Source organism: Candidatus Omnitrophota bacterium (assembly GCA_030695905.1).
Lineage (GTDB): Bacteria > Omnitrophota > Gorgyraeia > 2-01-FULL-45-10 > 2-01-FULL-45-10 > CAZHPY01.
In genome coordinates this window covers 224642-245267 of sequence record JAUYOL010000036.1, presented here as the reverse complement: position 1 = coordinate 245267, position 20626 = coordinate 224642, and the positions used below count along the sequence as shown (strand labels likewise).

Genomic DNA, 20626 nt, shown 5'->3' with positions numbered 1-20626 from the left:
CCCCCATGTAGGGACAGCTTCCTTATGCATTTGGAAAACGTCTCCAATGCAATATTAAAATATTTTAATCTTAATTTAATCTTGTTCTCATGCCATATAGTGTAATATTAATACATAAGATAGAAAGGCGTTAATATGTCTGTTGTGTGGTCGTTTCGTTTAAAGGAGATTCAAAAAGAAGAGCCGTCCGGCAGGACGTCCGGCAATGGCTTTACTCTCAAAGGCGATAATGGCGCGACGGTGGTATTGATACACGGCCTTACCGGCACACCGAATGAGATGCGGTTTCTGGCAAATTATCTTAATAAGAAGGGTTACACGGTAATATGCCCGAGGCTTGCCTATCACGGTGATTCGATACGCGTGCTAAAACACGCAAAATGGGAAGAGTTTTACGAATCTGTACGCAAAATATTTACAGAAGGCGAGTTAGGGGACCATCCGGGACCGATATTTACCGGCGGATTATCCATGGGAGCCCTTTTGGCCCTTCTGCTTGCCGATGAATTCAGCGATAAAGTTAAGGGCGTCTGTTGTCTGGCGCCGACACTATTTTATGACGGCTGGAATACCCCCTGGGCAAGATTTATTCTGCCGCTTGGTTATTTTACGCCATTAAGGCATTTTGCCTATTTTAAAGAAGAGCCGCCATACGGAATAAAGAATGAGGCGATACAGAACCGTATCCACAAATATTACTCCACAGCCACTCTTGACAATATGCAGAATGTGGAACAGTACGGATATCCTTATTTCCCGGTGGCGCAATTATGCCAACTGAAATACCTGGTCAGACACATTACGAGGAGATTGCCGCATATAAAAATTCCCGTCCAGCTCGTTCAGGCTAAAGACGACGATATGACGAGCGTTAAAAATTCGAAATATATATATGATAAGATCGGTTCATCCATGAAAGAGATAGTGCTCTTATACGATTCTTATCACGTTGTTACCGCGGATCAGGAGCGCGATACGGTCGCGGCAAAGATGGAGGCTTTCTTTCAAAATGCACAAAGATAATCTGTCGGACTGCGCGGTATTCTTCGATTTCGATAATACGATAACCCACTTTGATGTGCTCGATAGTATAGTGGAGAAGTTTTCGGTAAATAAGAAATGGATGGCGTTTGAAGTTGCTTGGAAAAAAGGCAAGATAGGCTCAAAAGGCTGCCTGTCGGGCCAGTTGAAGAGCGTCAGGGTTGATAAGGCAAGACTCGACCGGTATTTGGCAAGAATAAAAGTGGACCCGTATTTCAAAAAGATAATAGCTTTGCTCAAAGAAAGCCAGGTTAAGCCGGTCATATTAAGCGATAGTTTCTCGTATTTCATAAAATCGATACTGCGTAATAACGGAATAAACGGCATAAAGATATATTCAAATAAGATAAAATTGTCCGGCGGTAAGTTAGTTCCGCATTTTCCGCACCAGCATGAAAATTGCAGGATATGCGGCAATTGCAAAACTAACCACCTGCCCAAAAGCAAATTCGATGACAGGGTTATAATATATATAGGCGACGGCCTGTCCGATCTATGTCCGTCAAAAAATTCGGATATCGTATTCGCGAAAGGTAATCTAAAGAAATATTTATTAAGAGAAGGCAAGCCCTTCATATCATTTAGCAGCCTAAAAAACGTTTATGACTTTATGAGGAGGATGGATAGATGAAGAAGAATGAAAAGGTTTTGAATAAGCCTGTAAAGTCCAAGGCGAGCCAGGGCGAAGATCTTTTAAAACTGGAAGCGGATTATTGTTCATGGGGAGATACCGTCCATTATTCGGAAAAACTGAATATTTTCGATACGGCAGAAGGCGTATATCTGTATGACAAAGCCGGCACTGAATATATGGATCTGCAGATGTGGTACTCTGCGGTGAATTTTGGATATAGAAACGAAAGACTGAATAATGCGCTTAAAAAACAGATAGATAGGTTGCCGCAACTTGCATGTCAATATCTTCATGAGGAGAAGATACAGCTTGCCGCCAAGATAGCTAGAAAGGCCGAGATGACATTTGAGGAGAAGGGCAGGGTTCATTTCAATGTAGGAGGCTCGGCCGCAGTAGAAGATTCTTTGAAGCTCGTCAGGAGCCATACCGGCAGGAACCTGATGTTCGCTTTTCAGGGCGGATATCACGGCAGGACACTTGGCGCGTCGGCAATAACATCAAGTTATAGATACAGGGAGAAGTTCGGACATTTTTCGGATAGGGCGCAGTTTATCCCGTATCCGTATTGTTTCAGATGCTCGTACGGCAAGAAAAAAGACATGTGCGATATGTACTGCCTGAAACAATTCGAGAAACTTTTTGAAACAGAGTACCACTCCGTTCTTAATACAAAGACGGGTAAGTGTGAATTCGGTGCTTTCTATATCGAGGCTGTGCAGGGCACAGGCGGGTATGTGGTACCGCCTCTTGATTATTTTTCTCAATTAAAAGAGGTCCTGGATAGATATAATATTCTTATGGTTGACGATGAAATACAGATGGGCTTCTACAGGACAGGAAAACTATGGGCGATCGAACACTTTGGCGTGGTGCCGGATATTGTTGTAATGGGCAAGGCGCTGACTAACGGGCTAAACCCGATATCCTGTATTTGGGCCAAAGAAAAATTGATATCTCCAAAGGTCTTCGGGCCAGGTTCGACCCATTCCACGTTCTCATCAAATCCTTTGGGTACAGCGGTAGGCCTTGAAGCAATGAAGTTAATGGAAGAAGAAGGTTTTGCCGTAAAAGTACCTAAGAAGGGCGAATACTTTGTGTCGAGATTGAGGCAATTGATGAAGAAGTATCCGCAGATAGGCGATGTCGACGGGCTTGGTCTTGCGCTAAGGATGGAGATATGCGAAAAAGACGGATATACGCCTAACAAGAAGCTTACGGACGCGATAACCCAGATAGGGTTATCGGGGGAATTGACCGCAGGCGGGAAGATGAGAGGGCTCGTTCTCGACGTGGGCGGTTATTACAAAAATGTATTCACTCTCGCGCCTTCGCTATATATTACCGAGAAAGAGATGGATCTCGCTGTCGAGTTATTCGAAGAAGCGTTGAAAAAAGGCATAGCCGCGATATCATAAAATGGTTGGACCGGTACGGATACTAAATTTTGATAATAGTGTAACACGGCAGAAGCGCCTAATCGAGCGCTTCAGCCCTTCTGTGGTAGATCTCACAAAATTTGGACCCGCTGCACGGTTATATTCGGATGAAAAAACATTTAATCAGATAAGGGCATCTATCGACCCCGCCGCAAAACATTCCGTAACATTTCTTGGTTCAGGTGATTTCCACCATGTAGCAAGTCTGCTGATAGATCAATTCAGCGAAGATATAAGCGTAATTTCGTTTGACCGCCATCCCGACTGGGATATGATGCCGCCCAGGATAAGTTGCGGCGCATGGGTAACGAAGATCGCGGAAAAAGAGAACGTAAAAAAAATAATATTATTAGGAGCGTCTTCCGGAGATATTTCCCCGAACGTCATCCAGACCGGCAGCTACGATTTATTAAAGGACGATAGGGTGGAGATATATCCTTATCAGCATAAACCGACAAAAGTTTTTTTAAAGAATATACCGAAAAATATATCGATAACGGTTAAAAATGGGCTATTTTTTAATGAGATATATTGGCAGGAGCTTAAAGACAAGAATATAGCCGAATTTTTTCTGCATATATTACGCCGCCTTCCTACAAAAAAAGTCTATGTCACGATAGATAAGGATTGTCTATACGATCGGTATTCGCTTACCAACTGGGAAGAGGGCGCTCTTGATTTGGGAGACTTGTTACTCATGCTAAATTTTATAAAAGAGAATTGTCAGATCGCAGGCCTCGATATAACAGGCGATTATTCTTTGGTAAAGGCGGAAGGATTTATAAGAACGGCCATTAACGATATCGGCCACCCGCGCCATTTCAGCGCTATGGACAAAGATCAGTCTATAATAGATTCCGTGAACGAAGCGACAAATATCAGGATATTGGAACTTCTACTACCTTCTTAGCCAAGAGCTACAAGCACTATCCCGCCGGCAATAAATAGCGTAGCCGCTACTCTTTCCCAGGTAAGGCGCTCTTTAAGAAAGAAATGTGAGCCTATAAGTATCAATACATAGTGAATGCTGTCCAAGGGTATCGCGAGGCTTAAGTCAACGAGCGTGAGCACCAGTATCCATACCACCACGGCAAATGCGTTTAGCAGCAAGCCTCCCCATATTGCCGGAATAGCCAATGATGATTTTATAAATGTTATATATCCATTTATCGTATTAAGATTGTGGAATTTAAGCTTGTTAGCGCCTGTCTTAAATAGAAATTGCGCCGAGCATATGAATATCTCCGCAAGCACTATTAGAATAATAAGTTTAAGGCTCATCAGGTTACCCCGCCTTTATTATTACTCGCCGCGCGCCCGGATAAGCTTACACCTATTATAATAAAGAGTATGCCGGCCCATCTGATAGGCGCGACTTTTTCTTGAAGAAATGCTATTGCCAAAAAAGGCACTATAATATATGTAAGGCTCGACATCGGGAATGCTATGCTCAAGTCTACTCTCGATAAAAGGGCTATCCATAGGAAAAAGTTGGCGAGGTATAGGATGACTCCCACCCATAGCCACGGATTAGATGTCACTCTTGAGGCAAATTCAAGCACATTGGCCATCGTTACATTCGAAATACCGGTAGAGAGGGTGCCCATCTTGAAGAAGAGATCGCCGAAGGACTCAATCGTATCCTTTATTATTATAAGCGCGATCACCTTAAGTAAGAATATACCGGCGAATTTTTTTGCCATGGCCCGATTATAGCACAACTTAATATTGCTGAAAAGATAAGAATGTTTTGGTATAATTATCCGAGATGGAGGCAGTATGAACAAAAGCTATTTTCTATTAATGGTTTCGACTCTTTCAATAGGATTCTTACATGCTCTGGCGCCAGACCATTGGATGCCATTTGCCGTTATCGGCAAGGCAAAAAAATGGTCGAGGACGAAATTAATGATGGTAACTTTAGTTTCGGGCATTGGACATGTAGGATCTTCGATACTTTTGGGGTGCATAGGTATATTATTAGGTTTTAGCCTGGCCAACCTGAAATCGATCGAATCTCATAGGAGCGAGATAGGCCTATGGCTTTTGATAGGCTTTGGAGTGGCATATACTATGTGGGGACTAAAGAAAGCGCGCGATTATAAACATGAGCATATCGATACAAAAGATATCGATAAGAAGACAATAACTATGTGGACTTTATTCGCTATATTTGTTCTTGGTCCATGCGAGCCTTTAGTGCCATTAATGTTTCTTGCCACAGAGTATGGCTGGATAGGGATATTGACGACAAGCCTGATATTTTCTCTGGTGACTATAGTTATGATGTTGGCGCAGACGCTGCTCGCTCACTTTGGCATACATCTGGTAAGGCATGATATCGCAGAGAGGTATTCCCACGCCTTTGCGGGAATCGTCATAGCGCTTACGGGTGTATTCATAATGTTTATTGGTTAGTAACCAGGGTGGGGGGGCAGCTTCCCGATTGAATTGGAAAGCGTCTCCCGATATGATATAATACTGTCCTTATGGACGGTAAGCGGTACAATATAATCTACGAAGACGGGCAGATAATCGTTGTTGGTAAGCCTTCCGGCATGCTCGTTATACCCACACCCAATAAAGAGACCAACACTTTAACCCATCTTCTAAATCGCGAGCTTGATGAACGCGGGGTAGAAGCCAATGCCTATCCATGTCATCGCATAGACCGCGAGACTTCAGGGCTCATTCTTTATGCCAAAGGCAAGGCTATTCAGGCGGCAATGATGGAGGAATTCAAAAAAAGAGCCGTAAAGAAGGCCTACATAGCTTTTGTGCATGGTGTGGTAAAGAAAAAATTTGATACTATAGATAGGGATATCTATAATAAGAGCAAGGGGCGTAAAGAGAGCGCCCAGACAAAGTATACCGTAGTAGAAAGGCATGAGAATTTTACTGTAATAGAGGCCGTGCCTGTAACGGGCAGAACCAATCAGATACGAATACACTTGAAATCCATAGGTCACCCGCTTTTAGGGGAAAGCGTTTATGTTTTTAGAAAAGATTTTGAATTGAAGTTCAAAAGGCTTGCGTTGCATGCGGCATATCTGCGTTTTACGCATCCGGTAACAAAAGAGACAATGGAATTCAAATCACCGATGCCGGATGATATGGAAAAGTTTTTACAAAATACAGGATAATATGAAAAATTCCCATACTTTAGTTATCGGTGGCGGCGCGGCGGGAATCACAGCCGCGATAGGCGCGAGACGTAAAGGCGTGCCTGTAGTTATCTGCGAAAGGATGCCCAAGGTAGGCAAGAAGGTCTTAGCGTCGGGTAACGGCAGATGTAATCTCTCAAACGAAAATTTGGACGAATCCGGCTATAACCGATCCGCGAGAAATCTCGTCAAATCCGTCTTTACCAGGTATGGAAAAGAAGAGATCTTAAATTTTTTCAAAGACCTGGGCCTGGAGACATATTCCGAAGGCGGCCGCGTATTCCCCGCGACAAATCAATCCTCGTCCGTGCTAAAAGTGCTGGAGATGGAACTTGCCAGGCTTGGCATTGTGACGGAATTAAATTTTGAGGTAGATAAAATTTCACATTCGGCCGGAATATTTTCAGTCAAGTCGAAGAGCGGCAAAAGCATGGAATGCGGCAAGCTCATTATTGCCGGCGGCGGCAAGTCATACCCGGCGCTGGGTTCTGACGGCAGCTGTTACGAACTGGCCCATAGGCTGGGCCATAAGATCATCGAGCCCGTGCCGGCAGCGGTGCCGCTGGTTGTGAAGGATAAACTCTGCCATCTCCTGCAGGGCCAGAAGATATTTGCGAAGGTTAAAGCTGTTATAGACGGAAAAGATGTATGTGAATCAAGGGGAGACCTGCTATTTACAAAATATGGGCTTTCCGGCACGAGCATAATAGACGTAAGCGAAGAGATATCCGTTGCTATAAACAGGCATAAAAAGAATAATGTTTTTATATCGATAGATATGGTGCCATTTATGGACGCCGGAGTGCTTGAAAACGAGATAGCAAAAAGAGTGGAGCGCGCTCTTCCCGCGGAAGAATTGATTGTTGGGATATTGCCCAATAAATTTGGACCGGCCTTAAAAGAGCATCTTGACAAGGATGATACGGAGGACATAGCGATGTCGCTTAAGAATAGATTATTCAAAGTTTTAGGTACGAGGGGCTGGAATGAGGCTGAGTTTACTTCCGGCGGTGTCGATACGAAAGAAGTGAATGAGCTTACTTTGGAATCAAAATTGGTAAAGAACCTTTATTTCGCCGGAGAGGCATTAGATGTCTGCGGTAAACGCGGCGGATATAATCTGGCGTGGGCCTGGGCATCCGGGCTTACCGCAGGAGAGGCGGCTTTTTCTTAATATGGCCAAATACGACATAGCGGTTATAGGGGCGGGCCCCGCAGGCATGATAGCGGCGATAAGGGCAGGACAGCTAAATAAAAGAGTAGTATTGCTGGAGAAGAACGATTCTGTAGGGCGTAAGATACTTATTACGGGTAAAGGCAGGTGTAATCTTACCAATAGCGGTAAGCAGGATATCTTTATAGAAAAGTTCGGCAAGACGGGGCAGTTCTTAAGGACCGCATTATCGCGTTTTTCAAACGAAGATCTTATGGAATTTTTTAAGTCCAGGCATCTTGAATTAAAGATAGAGAGGCAAGGCAGGGTATTTCCTGTAACAGACAGCGCGCGCTCTGTAACAAGTGTGCTGGTGGAATGTTTAAAAGAGAACAACGTTGATATAAGATATAAAGCGCGTATTGAAGAGATAAAGAAAGACAAAGAAGGCTTTGCTCTTGTTCACGGCCAGAGTTTAGACAGCGCAAAAAAGGTTATACTCGCCACGGGGGGAGCGTCATATCGCGACACCGGCTCATCCGGCGAAGGTTTTCAGTTCGCGAAAAAACTGGGCCACACAATAATAGCACTAAGGCCGGGACTCGTTCCTCTAAAGGTAAAAGAAGAATGGGTAAAAGAGCTTCAAGGACTCACGCTAAAGAATATTAGCATAGTATTTGTCGCCGGAAAAAAGAAGATATGCTCGGAAGTGGGGGAATTGCTTCTTACCCATTTTGGCGTTTCCGGGCCTCTCATTTTGGATTTAAGCGGTGAAATAGCCCATCTGTTGGATGAGCATAAAGAAATGGGTCTATTTATTGATTTAAAGCCCGGGATAAAGACGGAAGAGATGGAAGATAAGCTCTTAAGGGAATTCAAAGAGCATGGCGGTAAAGAGGTAAAGAATATGCTTTCAGGAATGCTTCCTTTGAGGCTTGTGCCAACTATAATAAAGATGGCCAGCCTCAATGCCAATAAAAAAGTTCATCAGATATCCAAGGATGAGAGGCGAGCGCTTGCCAGGGTATTAAAGGCTCTCCCGCTTACTATAACAGGTACCCTGCCTATAGAGGAGGCTATGGTTACCTGCGGCGGAGTTTCTACTAAAGAGATAAACCCCAGGACGATGGAATCCAAGATAGTGCCGGGGTTATATTTTGCGGGCGAGGTAATCGAGGGCGGCGCGCCAAGCGGCGGATATAATCTACAGCAGGCATTTTCTACAGGGTATCTTGCGGGGGAGAGCGCGGCCAATGCGTAGGATAATATTAGCGTCAAAGTCCAAAGCCCGTCGTAAACTACTGAAAGATATAGGTATCGAATTTACCGTAGCTACATCGGATGTCAGGGAGAAGAGGGTTATAAAGACGACCTGTGGTGAACTTGTGGTGGAAAACGCTCTCCTTAAGGCGAAAGATGTCGCTAAGAGATTCGATTCCGGCATAGTTATATCGGCTGATACGGTAGTTTTAGTAGGCAAAAAGATAATCGGAAAGCCCAAAAATATGAAGGATGCCTTTGAGACGCTTAGACTGCTTTCACGCAAACCCCAATGGGTTTATACCGGCATAGCGGTGATAGATATCGACGGGAAAAAGATATATACCGATTTTGATAAGACGAAAGTGTATATGTACCACTTAAGCGATAAGCAGATAAAGAATTACTTTAACAGGGTATCGCCTCTTGATAAGGCCGGTAGTTTCGATATACAGGGATTCGGCAGTGTTTTTATTGACCGTATAGAAGGATGCTTCTATAATGTAGTAGGACTTCCGATGGCGAAATTATCCAAAATACTAAACAAGGCAGGTGTTGATGTATTCTAAAAATATCCTATTGATTGTATCGGTGTCGTTTTTATTGATCGCCGGATGCGGTAGGAGTAAAGAGGCTATGTCGCCTGAAGACAAGGTGATTGCCAGGGTCAATAACTATGAGTTAACGGTAGCGGATTTCAACGACGGCCTTAAGACAACGATTGCGCATAAGTTTCTCGCCACAGATCCCGTCAACGCCAAAGAGGATATACTGGAGGAACTGATAACGCGTAAAGTCCTGGTTCAGGAGGCGCAGAAGGAAAATTTTGATAAAGAGAGATCCTTCATGAGGCAGATAGAAAGATACTGGGAGCAGACTCTCGTTAAGGCGTTGCTTAAGAAGAAACTGCAGGAAATATCGGAGATGATACATGTAGATAAAAATGAGATCTTGAGTGAGTACAATAAGATGAAGGGCGAAGTTTCGGCCGAGAAGCAGGCCGAGTTTCCGTCAATCGAAAATATGGAAGGCGAAATAAAGGATATTATCCTAAGGAGAAAGAAAGAGATTCTTCTTGAGAAATGGGTGGATGGGTTGAGGATGAGGGCTTCTGTCAAGATCGACAAGAAGGCCCTGCATGAAATAGAGGTCCGGTAAAATTTCAAAAGAGGTGATTATGCCGAACAGAAGAAGACAATATTTTGTTAACAAGAAATTTCAGGCTAAATTTATAGTCAAATTCGCTTCTTTAGTGATTATCGCTACAGCTGTATCGGGCGCAATAGTATATCTTATGGCAAGGTCCACCGTAACTACGAGTTTCGAAAATTCCCGCCTGGTTATAAAGAGTACGGCGGATTTTATTCTACCGAGTGTCCTTTTGTCGGGTGCGATAGTCATAGTATCGCTCGGCCTGGCCACGATAGCGGTCGCGCTTATCACTTCGCATAGAATAGCCGGTCCTTTGTATCGTCTTGAGAAGGATATTAAGGAAATATCAAACGGTAATCTTAAGATCAGATTTGGCCTGCGCAAGGGCGATGAGATGAAATCTCTCGCCAACGGACTTAACGTAATGGTGGAAGCCCTGGATCATGACATTGCCGGTATCAAGAAGATATCCGATGATATAGAGTCAGCTTTGAACGCCAATAATATTGAACTGGCCAAGTCAAAATCGAAAGATCTAAAGAAGGTTGCGGAGAAATTCAAGGTATAATTTTATGAAAAAAGGTTTTTTCGGCGTGGCGCTAATAGCATGGGCATCTTTCAGCCATATGCCGTTATTGAGCGAATATATAAACAGCGTAAGCACGTCATTAGAGATGAATGATACCGGCCAGATCGGATATGCGGATGTGTCCGGCTCGCAGAGCTGGGGCACATTTAAGAGCGCTTATTTTACCGTATATTATCTCCCGCAGGATGACTTAAAATCGATAGAGAGGAAATTGAGGACGAGGATACTTTCCGCGTACGGCCGCAATTCTTATCCGGATAACGTGAGAAGCTCATCCGAAAAGATAGCATACAGGCTGGATATGTTATTCATAAGGACGAAGGAGCTTCTCGATATGTATCCGGACCTACGCATAAATATAAAGATATTCAAAACAAAAAAAGAGCTGGACGAAGAGTACTACAATATTTTCGATAAGGCCAGAGAGGTCTCATCCTTTTATGTAAATAAGAGCAAGACGATATATGTCTGCGAAGAAGATCTGTCGGACTCAACTATCGTCCGGGAGATGGCACGCGCGGTTGTAGACCAGGATATAGGCGTGGTGCTGCCCGCAAGAGTAAAGGATATGTTCTCGTCCTATGTAAATTCGCATCTGGATGAATAGCATATTATGGAGCAGAGTTTATGAATGTATGGATATATAGCATCGCCAGCGTGGTCTTAGTCGGCTTAATCTCCTTGATCGGAGTATTCACGCTTTCCCTGAAAAAAGAGTGGTTGCAGAAGATGACTCTTTTTTTGGTGAGTTTTGCCGTGGGGGGACTGTTAGGCGATGTCTTTATCCATCTTTTGCCCGAAGTTTTTGAAAGCCTCGGTATACGCCTTGCGACATCTCTTTATATTATGGCAGGCATGCTCATATTCTTTGTTTTGGAAAAATTCATCCGCTGGAGACATTGCCATGTCCCCACATCGCAAAACCACATGCATCCTGTCGTTGCCCTGAATCTTATCGGCGACGGCGTTCATAATCTGGTAGACGGAATGATCATAGGCGCGAGTTTTTCTGTGAGTATACCCATAGGAGTCGCCACGACGCTGGCGGTTATCATGCATGAAATACCGCAGGAGATAGGCGACTTCGGCGTTCTTATACATGGAGGGCTTTCGATAAAAAAAGCGCTATGGTTTAATTTCGTTTCCGCGCTTAGCGCGATTGTCGGCGTATTGATCTCTCTTCTGGTCGGAAAATATATGAAGGACTACACTCTTATACTTATGCCAATGACTGCCGGAGGCTTTTTATATATTGCCGGCTCGGATCTCATACCTGAGTTACATCAAAGCTGCGGTATTAAAATATCGCACGCCCTGGGCCAGTTTGTCGCGATAATATTAGGGGTTTCGGTGATGGCCCTCTTATTATTCCTGGAATAAGGAGCAGTCTTAAAAGTTGTGCGTCAGCAGTGGATAGCTCGACAGCGCCTGAATAGCCGTCAACTGGCTGCCGCGCATCATGCAGCCGAGATGTTACCCTAATGGTAAGACAGAAGAAAAGCTTTTCCAAGATGGATAGAGAAAAGAGGACTATCGAAGCAATGATCGGGATATACTGTTCCGGTCGCCATAAATCGGGGGAGAATCTTTGTCAAGAATGCGCCGGTCTCCTGGGTTATGCAAGGCTGCGTCTTGATAGATGCCCTTTTGGTGAAGATAAGCCGGCATGTTCAAAGTGCGCCATACATTGTTATAACCCGTCTATGAGGGCCAAGGTTACCGCAGTTATGAAATACGCGGGGCCGCGGATGATATCAAAGCACCCCATTTTAACCTTAATTCATGGATTGCAAAAATTAAATGGAATTTAAACTAAAGACTGAATTTATTGAGCTGGATAATCTCTTAAAGCTGCTGGAACTCGTTATTAACAGCGCCCAAGCCAAGCAACAGATACAGGCGGGTGCAGTTAAAGTTAACGGACTAGTTGAATCACGTATCCGCCGCAAACTTCGCTCAGGAGATTTAGTTGAGTTTGGCGCAAATACGATTACTGTTGTGGGGCAGGGTTGATATATGCCAGCTATGAATAAGAATAAAGTTTATATTAAAACCTTCGGATGTCAGATGAATGTCCGGGATTCGGAGTTCGTGCTTGGCATTCTGATTAAAGAAGGTTTTCGCAAGGCATCTTCTATGGAGGATGCCGATGTCATTATATTTAATTCATGTTCGGTCCGAGGGCATGCCGAAGAACGTCTTTTTAATAACATATGGCAATTGAAGAAACTTAAAAAGAAGAAGCCCGAGCTTGTCATCGGCGTTATGGGATGCACCGCCCAGAGTTATAAGGAAAAGCTCCTCGAGAATATCCCGCTTGTTGATTTTGTCTGCGGGCCCGGCAATGAAGGCGACCTCCCTGGAATAGTGAAGAATATATTGAAACACAGGTGCCCCATAGTCGCTATTGATAAAGTAAGCGAGAAGAGGCCGGAGCTTAATCCTCGATATCGTGATACTAAGCCGAAGGCACTTGTTTCGATAGGCGAGGGATGTAACAACTTTTGTTCATATTGCATAGTGCCATATGTGCGCGGCAGAGAGCGCTCGAGGGAGCAAAAGGATATTGTAAAAGAAATCGAAGGCCTGGCAAAGCGCGGATTTACCGAAGTCATGTTGTTAGGGCAGAACGTAAATTCGTATTCGGGTTTTGTTAAATTACTTGAGAGGTTGAATAAAATTAAAGGTATCAAACTTATACGATTTATGACGAGCCATCCAAAGGACGCTTCGGAGGAATTATTTAAGGCTATCGGCAGGCTAAAAAAAGTGGATAAGCGCCTTCACCTTCCTCTTCAGTCCGGATCCGATAGGGTATTAAAACTTATGAATCGCGGATATACACAAAAAAAGTATATGGACGTAATCAAATTATTCAAAAAATATGTTCCGAAAGGCTCTGTAACAACTGATATAATCGTAGGATTTCCATCAGAGACCGAAAAAGATTTTAATGATACACTAAAAGTGATAAAAAAATGCGGTTTCGAGGGTGGGTTTGTATTTAAATACTCGCCCCGGCCTCCGGCAAAGTCCCATTTATTGAAAGATGATGTGTCAAAAGAAGAAAAAGAAAGAAGGCATGAAAAGGCGCTTACCGCTCTAAAGAAAGGTGTGAAATGAAGATAAGGAGTGTAGTTTTTACAATTATCATAACGGTCTCTTTTATTAATCTGTCTTACGCGCGGACTGGCGTAGAGAGCCTCGCGGGGGTCGAGAAATTATTTATGGAGGCTAAGTACGATAGGGTCGTTGCCGAAGCCGGAAAATTGATCGATGCCGGAGCGCATGGTCGCGAAGAATTAAATTATCTGAAAGGTTTAAGCCTATTACAATTAAATAGATACTCCGAGGCTCGGCAGACTTTTGAGTATATGGTAGAGCGTTATCCGAGAGGCAAGAGGGCATTCGACGGCTATATAGGTATTGGGGACTCGTATTTTCTCGAGGGTAAGTTCAATGAAGCGGTAGTCGCGTATAATGAAGCGCTCAAAAATTTCCCCGACCATAAGAATAGCTCGATAGTATATTACAAGATGGGCAATTCCTATCAAAAGTTGGGGATAAATGATAAGGCAAGAGAATATCTTGGCAGGGTGAAACAGGCGGCGCCTTTGAGCTTTGAAGCTAATATGGCGGCCGTTCCTGATGAAAAACTTTCTCCCGTAAAAAGCGGCGGAATATCCGATGTTAAAATAAGCGGCAAGTACTATGTGCAGGTAGGTTATTTCCGCGATAAGAGTAATGCCCAGCGCATGAAGGACAGATTGACACAAAAAGGTTACGATAGCTCCATAGAAACTGCTTACAAATTAAAAATGACGTTTTATAGGGTAAAAGTAGGTTCTTATGAGTCGGCGGCTGAAGCTGAAAAAACAGCGAAGAAGCTGAAAACTGATGGATACAAGACGAAGGTATGCCGCTAACTAAGCCCTTCATTATAATTATTGTTGGGCCGACGGCGATAGGCAAGACAGCGCTTGGTGTCAGACTCGCCAAAAAGATCGAAGGTGAAATAATATCCTGCGACTCCATGCAGGTATATAAAGGTGTAAATATCCTAAGCCAGGCTCCGGGCGTCAAAGAGACAAAAAATACGCGATATCACCTGATAAAATTCTTAAATCCACAAAGTGAATTTTCAGCCGCGCAATTTGCCGGACGCGCCGAACATTTAATAAAAGATATATTAAAACGCAAAAAGATACCGATAGTTCTCGGAGGTACCGGGCTGTATGTAAGGGCGCTGGTAGACGGCCTTTTTCCCTCACCGGAAGCGGATCAAAATTTCAGGAAAAAGATGTATGGCCTTGCCGCGCGTTATGGAAATGAGTATCTGTATAAAAAATTACAGAAGGTTGATCCGCAGTCCGCGCGTCTTATCCATAAAAATGATATCAGGCGTGTAATAAGAGCTCTTGAGATATATAATAGTACCGGTAAGACTATGACCGAATTAAAGAAGAGCACAAAAGGCATAGCGGGTAGCTACAAAGTAAAGATATTCGGCCTGACGGCCCCCAGAGACCTTATCTATTCGAATATAAACGATAGGGTTGATGATATGATTAATGCCGGAGCCTTAAAAGAAGTTAAAAATATATACAAAAAGAAATTGAGCAAGACCGCAAATGCCGTGATAGGACTAAGAGAGTTGTCCGGTTTTCTAAAAGGCGAATACGGCCTTAACGCGGCGAAGGAGCTGATGAAGATGAATACAAGGCGCTTTGCGAAGCGGCAGCTTACATGGCACAGGCCTGATAAAAGGATAAAGTGGTTCGACGTCAGCAAGATTTCGCAGGGCAGGATAATAAGCGCAATCGCGAAAGGGGTATCGTAAATTGGAATTGGCAATAACCGTAACCATTGATCTTAAAAGACGCGAAGAGTGGACTCCGAAAGAACGCTCGAAGGAGCTTGTTGAGCTTGCCTCTTCCTGCGGCGCGAAGGTCGTGGAAGAGCTTATCGTCCGCAGAGAAAAGATAGAACCTGCCTGTTATATAGGCAAGGGCAAGGCCGAAGAGATCGGACGCCTGTGCGCGGAGAAAAATATAAGTATTGTTGTATTCAATAATGATCTTAGCGGCACCCAACAGAGGAATCTGGAAGAGATAATAGGTAAGAAGGTTATAGACAGGACGCAGCTGATACTTGATATATTCGCCAGACGAGCCCATTCTAATGAAGGTAAGGCGCAGGTTGAGTTGGCGCAATTGATGTATTTACTGCCGCGGCTGACAGGCAAGGGCATACAGATGTCAAGGCTCGGAGGCGGTATAGGTACAGTAGGGCCGGGTGAAAAGAAGCTCGAGGTTGACCGGCGCCGTATCAGGTCCAGGATATTCAGGCTTGAAAAAGAGCTTGAGAACTTAAGCGCCAGGCGCGGCATGATGCGTAAAAAAAGAGACAGATTTTCTCTTCCGACCATAGCCATTATAGGATATACGAATGTAGGTAAGTCTACTTTAATAAATGCGCTTACAAAATCAGATGTAGTCGTTCAGAATAAACTTTTCTCCACTCTGGACCCCACCGTGCGCAGGTATACGCTGCCGGACAGAAGAAATATTCTTTTTGTCGATACGGTAGGATTTATAGATAACCTGCCTCACAACCTCGTGGAAGCGTTCAAAGCGACTCTCGAAGAAGTGGTCGAGGCGGACCTGCTCCTGCACATAGTAGATGTGAGTCATCCGAAAGCGAAGGAGCAGTCTAACGCCGTATATAAGGTATTGGAGGAGATAGGCGCCAAAGATAAAAAGATCATCACTGTCCTTAATAAGATAGATAAGGTGGAGAATCAGATAGCGGTAGATAGGGCAGTAGAATATTTTCCTAATTCTGTGGCGATATCGGCATTAAAAAGAGAAGGATTCGACTCTCTGATCAGGATGATATCGGATGCGCAAAATACCGTCAAATTTGCTTGACAAAAAATTGAGTTATGATAGACTGCTATATTAGCACTCTTAAATAAAGAGTGCTAATTTGTCTGACGAAGGAAACGTGTTATGCCAAAGAGCGCTAAGAGAAGAGAAGAAGCGGTTTTAGAGATAATCGTGAGGAACTATACTGAATCCGCAGAGCCGGTCGGCTCGCGATTCGTTGCCCGCAAGCTCGGACTATCCAGCGCGACTATCCGTAACGTCATGAGCGACCTGGAGGAAGAGGGCTTTCTCATGCACCCGCACACTTCCGCGGGAAGGATCCCTACAGATAAAGGTTATCGCTATTATGTCAACAGCCTCATGCATAAACGAAGCATCAATGATAATATACTGCATATGGTGGAAGAGCAGTACCACCAGAAGATAAGGTCTCTTGAGGATATCCTGGAAAAGACGTCGCATCTTATGTCGAGCCTCACAAATTATGTCGGTATAACTTTGTTGCCGGATATAGACAGGGTATATCTTGATGGGGCGAGCCATCTTATAGAACAGCCCGAATTCCACGATATTAAGAAGCTGCAAAGTATCTTCAAATGCCTTGAAGATAAAGTCAGCATATTAAAAATTTTGTGTGGCGAGACAGAGGACGACTCGCTAACCATACATATAGGTAAAGAGAATAAATCAAACCAGCTATCCGAATGCAGCGTAGTTACCAGAGGCTATAAAGTCAGAGGCAAAAAAAGCGGCAAGGTAGGAGTAATAGGGCCAAAGAGAATGGTCTATGAGAGGGTCGTGCCGATGGTTGAGCTTCTTGCTGATACTGTTTCCATAATAATAGATGATATGGAGTAATGATAATGCCCAAAGAAAATGATAATAAGGGGAAAGATATACCCCTGCTCGAAGAGATGGTGACTATCCCCAAGAAGGAGTACGAAGCTCTTAAAGTAAAGCATGATGAGCGCGACGCGTACTATGATAAGTATGTAAGGGCTCACGCTGAATTTGAAAATGCCAAGCGCCGTATCGAAAAAGAAAAAGGTGATTATTTAAAGTATGCCAACGAGTCGTTTGTTATAGATCTATTGCCGATAGTAGACTCACTCGAAATATCGGAAAAACATATAAAGGAGGCCAAGGACTTTAAGGCTGTGCAGGAAGGAGTCGACATGATCCATCTGCAGATCCAGAAATTCTTAAAAGATATTGGACTGGATAGGATAAAGGCTGTCGGCGGGAAGTTCGATCCCAATCTGCACGAACCTATAGACTCGGTCGATATAAAAGATAAGGAAGAAGGTTTAATTGTAGATGAATTGAAGCCGGGCTATACATTTAACGGCAGGTTATTGCGTCCGGCGTCGGTAAAAATAGTAAAACACGGAGGTTAAGTATGGCAAAGGTAATAGGTATAGACTTAGGAACATCAAATTCAGCCGCTGCTCACATGGAAGCGGGCAGGCCCGTAATAATTCCATCAGCGGAAGGCGCGGGAGTCGCCAGCGGCAAGGCGTTTCCGTCATTCGTAGCTTTTACCAAAGACGGGCAAAAGCTGGTCGGAGAACCTGCAAGGCGCCAGGCATCGATAAATCCGGAAGGCACGGTCTTCGCGGCAAAGCGGAAGATGGGCACCGACTTCAAGTATAAGGTATACGGGAAGGAATATACGCCGCAGCAGATATCAGCATTTATATTGGCAAAGATCAAACAGGATGCGGAAAACTATCTGGGTGATACGGTAAACGAAGCAGTCATAACCTGCCCCGCGTATTTTAATGATAACCAGCGCCAGGCGACAAAGGACGCGGGCGAGATAGCGGGATTAAAGGTATTGAGAATAATCAATGAGCCGACGGCGGCGTGCCTTGCTTATGGTATCGATAAGGCCGGCAAGGAGCAGAAGATAATGGTATTCGACCTTGGGGGCGGGACGCTCGATGTTACAGTGCTCGAAATGGGCTGGGATGATGAACATAAGGCGGCGACATTCGAGGTCATATCGACAAGCGGCGATACGCAACTCGGCGGTACAGACATGGATAATACGCTCGTTGATTATATTACGAAAGAATTTAAGAAAGATACCGGTATAGATCTAAAGAATGACAAGATGGCGATGCAGAGAGTCAGGGAAGCCGCCGAAAAGGCTAAGGTGGAACTATCGAGCACGATGTCGACGGACCTGAATCTTCCGTTCATCACGGCCGATCAGTCTGGTCCGAAGCATTTGACTACGTCTTTGAACAGGGCAAAGCTCGAAGAGCTTATATCTCCTATTATCGACAGATGCAAGCACCCGATGGAACTGGCACTGTCCGACGCGAAGATAACGGCGAAGAATGTCGATAAAGTAATATTGGTCGGAGGCCCTACCAGGATGCCTATAGTCCAGAAGTTCGTCGAGGATTATGTCGGCAAGAAGATAGAGCGCGGGGTCGATCCTATGGAGTGCGTCGCTTTAGGAGCGGCAATACAGGCGGCTATAATGACCGGCGAGGCGAAAGACGTATTATTACTCGACGTTACGCCTCTGTCGCTCGGCATTGAAACTCTGGGAGGCGTATGTACTCGCCTGATCGAGAGGAACTCTACCATTCCAACACAGAAGAAGCAGGTATTTTCTACCGCCGCGGATAATCAGACGGCCGTTACGATAAGGGTTCTTCAGGGCGAACGCAAGATGGCCGACGATAACGTCGAGCTCGGAAGATTTGATCTTGTGGGAATTCCGCCTGCTCCAAGAGGCATACCCCAGATAGAAGTTTCGTTCGACATTAACCAGGACGGTATAGTTCATGTCGGAGCGAAAGATCTCGGTACAGGAAAAGAGCAGTCAATAAAGATAACCGCCTCAACGAAGCTTTCAAAGGAAGAGATAGAAAAATTCGTTAAACAAGCGGAAAAATTTGCTGCCGAAGATGAAAAGAGAAAAGAAGAGGTCGAGGTCATAAACCAGGCCGACACCTTAGTATACGCTACCGAAAAATCCCTGAAGGAGTTCGGCGATAAGGTCAGCTCACAGGAGCGCGCCGACATAGAGTCGAGGATCAATGATCTGAAGCAGGCGATGAAGGATAAGAATGTCGACAGTATAAAGCGCGGCACCGAAGAGCTCACAAAAGTTTCGCATAAGTTGGCCGAAGAGATATATAAGAAGACGTCGGCGAAGGAACAGCAGGGTAAGGGTCCCGGCGCAGGACAGCAGCAAAGTCCCAAGGGCGGAGCTGAAGCAGAAGGCGAAGCCGGCGGCAAAAAGGACGACGTCATCGACGCAGAATTTACATCGGATGACGAAAAGGGCAAGAAGTAAAACTTTCCGCACGCTGTATGGCGGTCCTTGCGGGGCTCGCCTTCAGCGGGTGCAAATTTACATTAGGCATGTAAATTTGCTCGGGAAAATTTTGATGGCCGTTCAACCTGGCAACCAGTATACAATGGCCCAGTTTGTCCGGCCGTTCTGAATCGCCAAAAGGAATCAAAATTTTCAACGCCGCTTCAGGCGGAACCCCACAAGCCCCGCCCGCGACATAAGCGAAAAAGTTTTACAAAGAAGGGCAACACATGGAAGAGGTAGGGGCCATCATAGAAGGGGACACCCTTTTATGTCAGCGGAAGGCGGCTACAAAAGCGACCGCCTACATCTGGAAGCAAAAAATTTATCATATTTGTGCGAACGTAACGAAGGATTAGGTTTGAGATCTTCTGCTGATGGGCCTGGACCCGTAAAATTATAGATGTAGGCTATAATTACAAAAGTAATATTTTACATACTTTTATATTGACAAAGTAAGTTTTTTGATATATACTTGTTTTGGAGGTGAAGAATGAAGAGCGTATTATCCATAAAAATTGAAAAGTCTCTTATACAGCAGATTAAGGAATTCTGTCAGTTGCATGGGTTGAAGCAGGGCTTTTTTGTCGAAAAGGCATTAAAGAGCCAGCTTGAGCGCGAAGAGATGATAGAGGATATCGTTGAACTCAAGGAGTTGCGTCCGCAGGAAAAAATCGCTATAACGTTCGATGATTATCTTAAGAAAAGAAAAGCATGAAATATAGCATCAAGATAGTTTCAAAGGCCGAAAAAGACCTCGATACTATTACAATGCATGATTTTGATGCTATCAAGAAGAAAATATTGGCACTGTCGGAAAATCCCAGGCCTTTTGGGTGTAAAAAATTAACCGCTGACGAAGGTTACAGGCTTCGGTCAGGAGATTTCAGAATAGTATATCGCATAGATGATAAGGCAAGAGAAGTAATTATTTATAGAATAAAACATCGCAAAGATGTTTATCGATAGAAG

26 protein-coding genes are annotated in these 20626 nt (G+C 44.3%); 24 read left to right on the top strand and 2 right to left on the bottom strand.

The window, feature by feature from the left end:
* Positions 1 to 135: 135 nt before the first annotated feature.
* Genes Q8R38_06545 through Q8R38_06530 form a run of 4 tightly spaced genes read left to right on the top strand, consistent with a single transcriptional unit; the run spans position 136 to position 4021 of the window.
* Positions 136 to 1023, top strand: a complete 888-nt coding sequence (locus tag Q8R38_06545; GenBank protein MDP3791684.1) for an alpha/beta fold hydrolase — start codon at positions 136 to 138, stop codon at positions 1021 to 1023.
* A complete protein-coding gene (locus tag Q8R38_06540; GenBank protein MDP3791683.1) occupies positions 1010 to 1672 on the top strand; it encodes an MtnX-like HAD-IB family phosphatase in 663 nt (220 codons plus the stop codon). The genes Q8R38_06545 and Q8R38_06540 overlap by 14 nt, the downstream gene beginning before the upstream one ends.
* Positions 1669 to 3090, top strand: coding sequence for an aminotransferase class III-fold pyridoxal phosphate-dependent enzyme (locus Q8R38_06535; protein MDP3791682.1), 1422 nt, complete (start codon positions 1669 to 1671; stop codon positions 3088 to 3090). The genes Q8R38_06540 and Q8R38_06535 overlap by 4 nt, the downstream gene beginning before the upstream one ends.
* Before the next feature lies 1 nt (position 3091).
* Entirely contained in the window at positions 3092 to 4021 is a 930-nt protein-coding gene (locus Q8R38_06530; GenBank protein MDP3791681.1) for a hypothetical protein, read from the top strand.
* Here Q8R38_06530 and Q8R38_06525 read toward each other — a convergent pair.
* Positions 4018 to 4392, bottom strand: coding sequence for a hypothetical protein (locus Q8R38_06525; GenBank protein ID MDP3791680.1), 375 nt, complete (start codon positions 4390 to 4392; stop codon positions 4018 to 4020). The two genes, Q8R38_06530 and Q8R38_06525, sit on opposite strands and share 4 nt — an antisense overlap.
* Entirely contained in the window at positions 4392 to 4814 is a 423-nt protein-coding gene (locus Q8R38_06520; GenBank protein MDP3791679.1) for an EamA family transporter, read from the bottom strand. The genes Q8R38_06525 and Q8R38_06520 overlap by 1 nt, the downstream gene beginning before the upstream one ends.
* Before the next feature lie 76 nt (positions 4815 to 4890).
* On the opposite strand from Q8R38_06520, the gene Q8R38_06515 reads away from it, so the two are divergent.
* From Q8R38_06515 to Q8R38_06420, 20 genes are all read left to right on the top strand, one after another.
* Positions 4891 to 5529: a hypothetical protein gene (locus Q8R38_06515; GenBank protein ID MDP3791678.1), complete on the top strand. Its 639-nt coding sequence runs from the start codon at positions 4891 to 4893 to the stop codon at positions 5527 to 5529.
* Between the two features lie 71 nt (positions 5530 to 5600).
* A complete protein-coding gene (locus tag Q8R38_06510) occupies positions 5601 to 6254 on the top strand; it encodes an RluA family pseudouridine synthase (protein MDP3791677.1) in 654 nt (217 codons plus the stop codon).
* Position 6255: 1 nt separating this feature from the next.
* Complete coding sequence (locus tag Q8R38_06505) at positions 6256 to 7449, top strand: aminoacetone oxidase family FAD-binding enzyme (protein ID MDP3791676.1); 1194 nt, start codon at positions 6256 to 6258, stop codon at positions 7447 to 7449.
* 1 nt (position 7450) lies between these two features.
* Positions 7451 to 8689, top strand: a complete 1239-nt coding sequence (locus Q8R38_06500; GenBank protein ID MDP3791675.1) for an NAD(P)/FAD-dependent oxidoreductase — start codon at positions 7451 to 7453, stop codon at positions 8687 to 8689.
* Entirely contained in the window at positions 8682 to 9257 is a 576-nt protein-coding gene (locus Q8R38_06495) for a nucleoside triphosphate pyrophosphatase (protein ID MDP3791674.1), read from the top strand. Before Q8R38_06500 ends, Q8R38_06495 begins: the two co-directional genes overlap by 8 nt.
* Positions 9247 to 9846, top strand: coding sequence for a SurA N-terminal domain-containing protein (locus Q8R38_06490; protein MDP3791673.1), 600 nt, complete (start codon positions 9247 to 9249; stop codon positions 9844 to 9846). The genes Q8R38_06495 and Q8R38_06490 overlap by 11 nt, the downstream gene beginning before the upstream one ends.
* 19 nt (positions 9847 to 9865) lie before the next feature.
* Positions 9866 to 10408, top strand: a complete 543-nt coding sequence (locus Q8R38_06485) for a HAMP domain-containing protein (GenBank protein ID MDP3791672.1) — start codon at positions 9866 to 9868, stop codon at positions 10406 to 10408.
* A gap of 4 nt (positions 10409 to 10412) precedes the next feature.
* On the top strand, positions 10413 to 11036 hold the full coding sequence (locus Q8R38_06480) for a hypothetical protein (protein MDP3791671.1): 624 nt from the start codon (positions 10413 to 10415) through the stop codon (positions 11034 to 11036).
* A gap of 20 nt (positions 11037 to 11056) precedes the next feature.
* On the top strand, positions 11057 to 11809 hold the full coding sequence (locus tag Q8R38_06475; protein MDP3791670.1) for a ZIP family metal transporter: 753 nt from the start codon (positions 11057 to 11059) through the stop codon (positions 11807 to 11809).
* A gap of 101 nt (positions 11810 to 11910) precedes the next feature.
* A complete protein-coding gene (locus tag Q8R38_06470) occupies positions 11911 to 12240 on the top strand; it encodes a nitrous oxide-stimulated promoter family protein (protein ID MDP3791669.1) in 330 nt (109 codons plus the stop codon).
* The gene (locus Q8R38_06465) at positions 12230 to 12442 is read left to right on the top strand and encodes an RNA-binding S4 domain-containing protein (protein ID MDP3791668.1); all 213 of its coding nucleotides are present in this window, start codon (positions 12230 to 12232) and stop codon (positions 12440 to 12442) included. The genes Q8R38_06470 and Q8R38_06465 overlap by 11 nt, the downstream gene beginning before the upstream one ends.
* Positions 12443 to 12454: 12 nt before the next feature.
* Positions 12455 to 13552: a tRNA (N6-isopentenyl adenosine(37)-C2)-methylthiotransferase MiaB gene (gene miaB / locus Q8R38_06460; protein MDP3791667.1), complete on the top strand. Its 1098-nt coding sequence runs from the start codon at positions 12455 to 12457 to the stop codon at positions 13550 to 13552.
* Entirely contained in the window at positions 13549 to 14355 is an 807-nt protein-coding gene (locus tag Q8R38_06455) for an SPOR domain-containing protein (protein ID MDP3791666.1), read from the top strand. Before miaB ends, Q8R38_06455 begins: the two co-directional genes overlap by 4 nt.
* Positions 14346 to 15269 carry a tRNA (adenosine(37)-N6)-dimethylallyltransferase MiaA gene (miaA, locus tag Q8R38_06450; GenBank protein ID MDP3791665.1) on the top strand — a complete coding sequence of 308 codons (924 nt, stop codon included), beginning with the start codon at positions 14346 to 14348 and terminating at the stop codon, positions 15267 to 15269. The genes Q8R38_06455 and miaA overlap by 10 nt, the downstream gene beginning before the upstream one ends.
* A gap of 1 nt (position 15270) precedes the next feature.
* Positions 15271 to 16359 (top strand): GTPase HflX, encoded by a 1089-nt coding sequence (gene hflX / locus Q8R38_06445; protein MDP3791664.1) that lies wholly within the window; start codon positions 15271 to 15273, stop codon positions 16357 to 16359.
* An 81-nt stretch (positions 16360 to 16440) separates the two neighbouring features.
* Positions 16441 to 17175, top strand: coding sequence for a hypothetical protein (locus Q8R38_06440; GenBank protein MDP3791663.1), 735 nt, complete (start codon positions 16441 to 16443; stop codon positions 17173 to 17175).
* 5 nt (positions 17176 to 17180) lie between these two features.
* Positions 17181 to 17714: a nucleotide exchange factor GrpE gene (locus Q8R38_06435; protein MDP3791662.1), complete on the top strand. Its 534-nt coding sequence runs from the start codon at positions 17181 to 17183 to the stop codon at positions 17712 to 17714.
* Positions 17715 to 17716: 2 nt separating this feature from the next.
* On the top strand, positions 17717 to 19633 hold the full coding sequence (gene dnaK / locus Q8R38_06430; protein MDP3791661.1) for a molecular chaperone DnaK: 1917 nt from the start codon (positions 17717 to 17719) through the stop codon (positions 19631 to 19633).
* A 514-nt stretch (positions 19634 to 20147) separates the two neighbouring features.
* Positions 20148 to 20372 carry a hypothetical protein gene (locus Q8R38_06425; protein ID MDP3791660.1) on the top strand — a complete coding sequence of 75 codons (225 nt, stop codon included), beginning with the start codon at positions 20148 to 20150 and terminating at the stop codon, positions 20370 to 20372.
* Positions 20369 to 20623: a type II toxin-antitoxin system RelE/ParE family toxin gene (locus Q8R38_06420; protein ID MDP3791659.1), complete on the top strand. Its 255-nt coding sequence runs from the start codon at positions 20369 to 20371 to the stop codon at positions 20621 to 20623. The genes Q8R38_06425 and Q8R38_06420 overlap by 4 nt, the downstream gene beginning before the upstream one ends.
* The last annotated feature ends 3 nt before the right edge of the window (positions 20624 to 20626 follow it).

What these genes read in the sequence shown, in the direction of transcription:
- Q8R38_06545 (MDP3791684.1), top strand. Translation starts at nt 136, where the DNA reads ATGTCTGTTGTGTGGTCGTTTCGTTTAAAGGAGATTCAAAAAGAAGAG.
- Q8R38_06540 (MDP3791683.1), top strand. Translation starts at nt 1,010, where the DNA reads ATGCACAAAGATAATCTGTCGGACTGCGCGGTATTCTTCGATTTCGAT.
- Q8R38_06535 (MDP3791682.1), top strand. Translation starts at nt 1,669, where the DNA reads ATGAAGAAGAATGAAAAGGTTTTGAATAAGCCTGTAAAGTCCAAGGCG.
- Q8R38_06530 (MDP3791681.1), top strand. Translation starts at nt 3,092, where the DNA reads ATGGTTGGACCGGTACGGATACTAAATTTTGATAATAGTGTAACACGG.
- Q8R38_06525 (MDP3791680.1), bottom strand. Translation starts at nt 4,392, where the DNA reads ATGAGCCTTAAACTTATTATTCTAATAGTGCTTGCGGAGATATTCATA.
- Q8R38_06520 (MDP3791679.1), bottom strand. Translation starts at nt 4,814, where the DNA reads ATGGCAAAAAAATTCGCCGGTATATTCTTACTTAAGGTGATCGCGCTT.
- Q8R38_06515 (MDP3791678.1), top strand. Translation starts at nt 4,891, where the DNA reads ATGAACAAAAGCTATTTTCTATTAATGGTTTCGACTCTTTCAATAGGA.
- Q8R38_06510 (MDP3791677.1), top strand. Translation starts at nt 5,601, where the DNA reads ATGGACGGTAAGCGGTACAATATAATCTACGAAGACGGGCAGATAATC.
- Q8R38_06505 (MDP3791676.1), top strand. Translation starts at nt 6,256, where the DNA reads ATGAAAAATTCCCATACTTTAGTTATCGGTGGCGGCGCGGCGGGAATC.
- Q8R38_06500 (MDP3791675.1), top strand. Translation starts at nt 7,451, where the DNA reads ATGGCCAAATACGACATAGCGGTTATAGGGGCGGGCCCCGCAGGCATG.
- Q8R38_06495 (MDP3791674.1), top strand. Translation starts at nt 8,682, where the DNA reads ATGCGTAGGATAATATTAGCGTCAAAGTCCAAAGCCCGTCGTAAACTA.
- Q8R38_06490 (MDP3791673.1), top strand. Translation starts at nt 9,247, where the DNA reads ATGTATTCTAAAAATATCCTATTGATTGTATCGGTGTCGTTTTTATTG.
- Q8R38_06485 (MDP3791672.1), top strand. Translation starts at nt 9,866, where the DNA reads ATGCCGAACAGAAGAAGACAATATTTTGTTAACAAGAAATTTCAGGCT.
- Q8R38_06480 (MDP3791671.1), top strand. Translation starts at nt 10,413, where the DNA reads ATGAAAAAAGGTTTTTTCGGCGTGGCGCTAATAGCATGGGCATCTTTC.
- Q8R38_06475 (MDP3791670.1), top strand. Translation starts at nt 11,057, where the DNA reads ATGAATGTATGGATATATAGCATCGCCAGCGTGGTCTTAGTCGGCTTA.
- Q8R38_06470 (MDP3791669.1), top strand. Translation starts at nt 11,911, where the DNA reads ATGGTAAGACAGAAGAAAAGCTTTTCCAAGATGGATAGAGAAAAGAGG.
- Q8R38_06465 (MDP3791668.1), top strand. Translation starts at nt 12,230, where the DNA reads ATGGAATTTAAACTAAAGACTGAATTTATTGAGCTGGATAATCTCTTA.
- miaB (MDP3791667.1), top strand. Translation starts at nt 12,455, where the DNA reads ATGAATAAGAATAAAGTTTATATTAAAACCTTCGGATGTCAGATGAAT.
- Q8R38_06455 (MDP3791666.1), top strand. Translation starts at nt 13,549, where the DNA reads ATGAAGATAAGGAGTGTAGTTTTTACAATTATCATAACGGTCTCTTTT.
- miaA (MDP3791665.1), top strand. Translation starts at nt 14,346, where the DNA reads ATGCCGCTAACTAAGCCCTTCATTATAATTATTGTTGGGCCGACGGCG.
- Q8R38_06440 (MDP3791663.1), top strand. Translation starts at nt 16,441, where the DNA reads ATGCCAAAGAGCGCTAAGAGAAGAGAAGAAGCGGTTTTAGAGATAATC.
- Q8R38_06435 (MDP3791662.1), top strand. Translation starts at nt 17,181, where the DNA reads ATGCCCAAAGAAAATGATAATAAGGGGAAAGATATACCCCTGCTCGAA.
- dnaK (MDP3791661.1), top strand. Translation starts at nt 17,717, where the DNA reads ATGGCAAAGGTAATAGGTATAGACTTAGGAACATCAAATTCAGCCGCT.
- Q8R38_06425 (MDP3791660.1), top strand. Translation starts at nt 20,148, where the DNA reads ATGAAGAGCGTATTATCCATAAAAATTGAAAAGTCTCTTATACAGCAG.
- Q8R38_06420 (MDP3791659.1), top strand. Translation starts at nt 20,369, where the DNA reads ATGAAATATAGCATCAAGATAGTTTCAAAGGCCGAAAAAGACCTCGAT.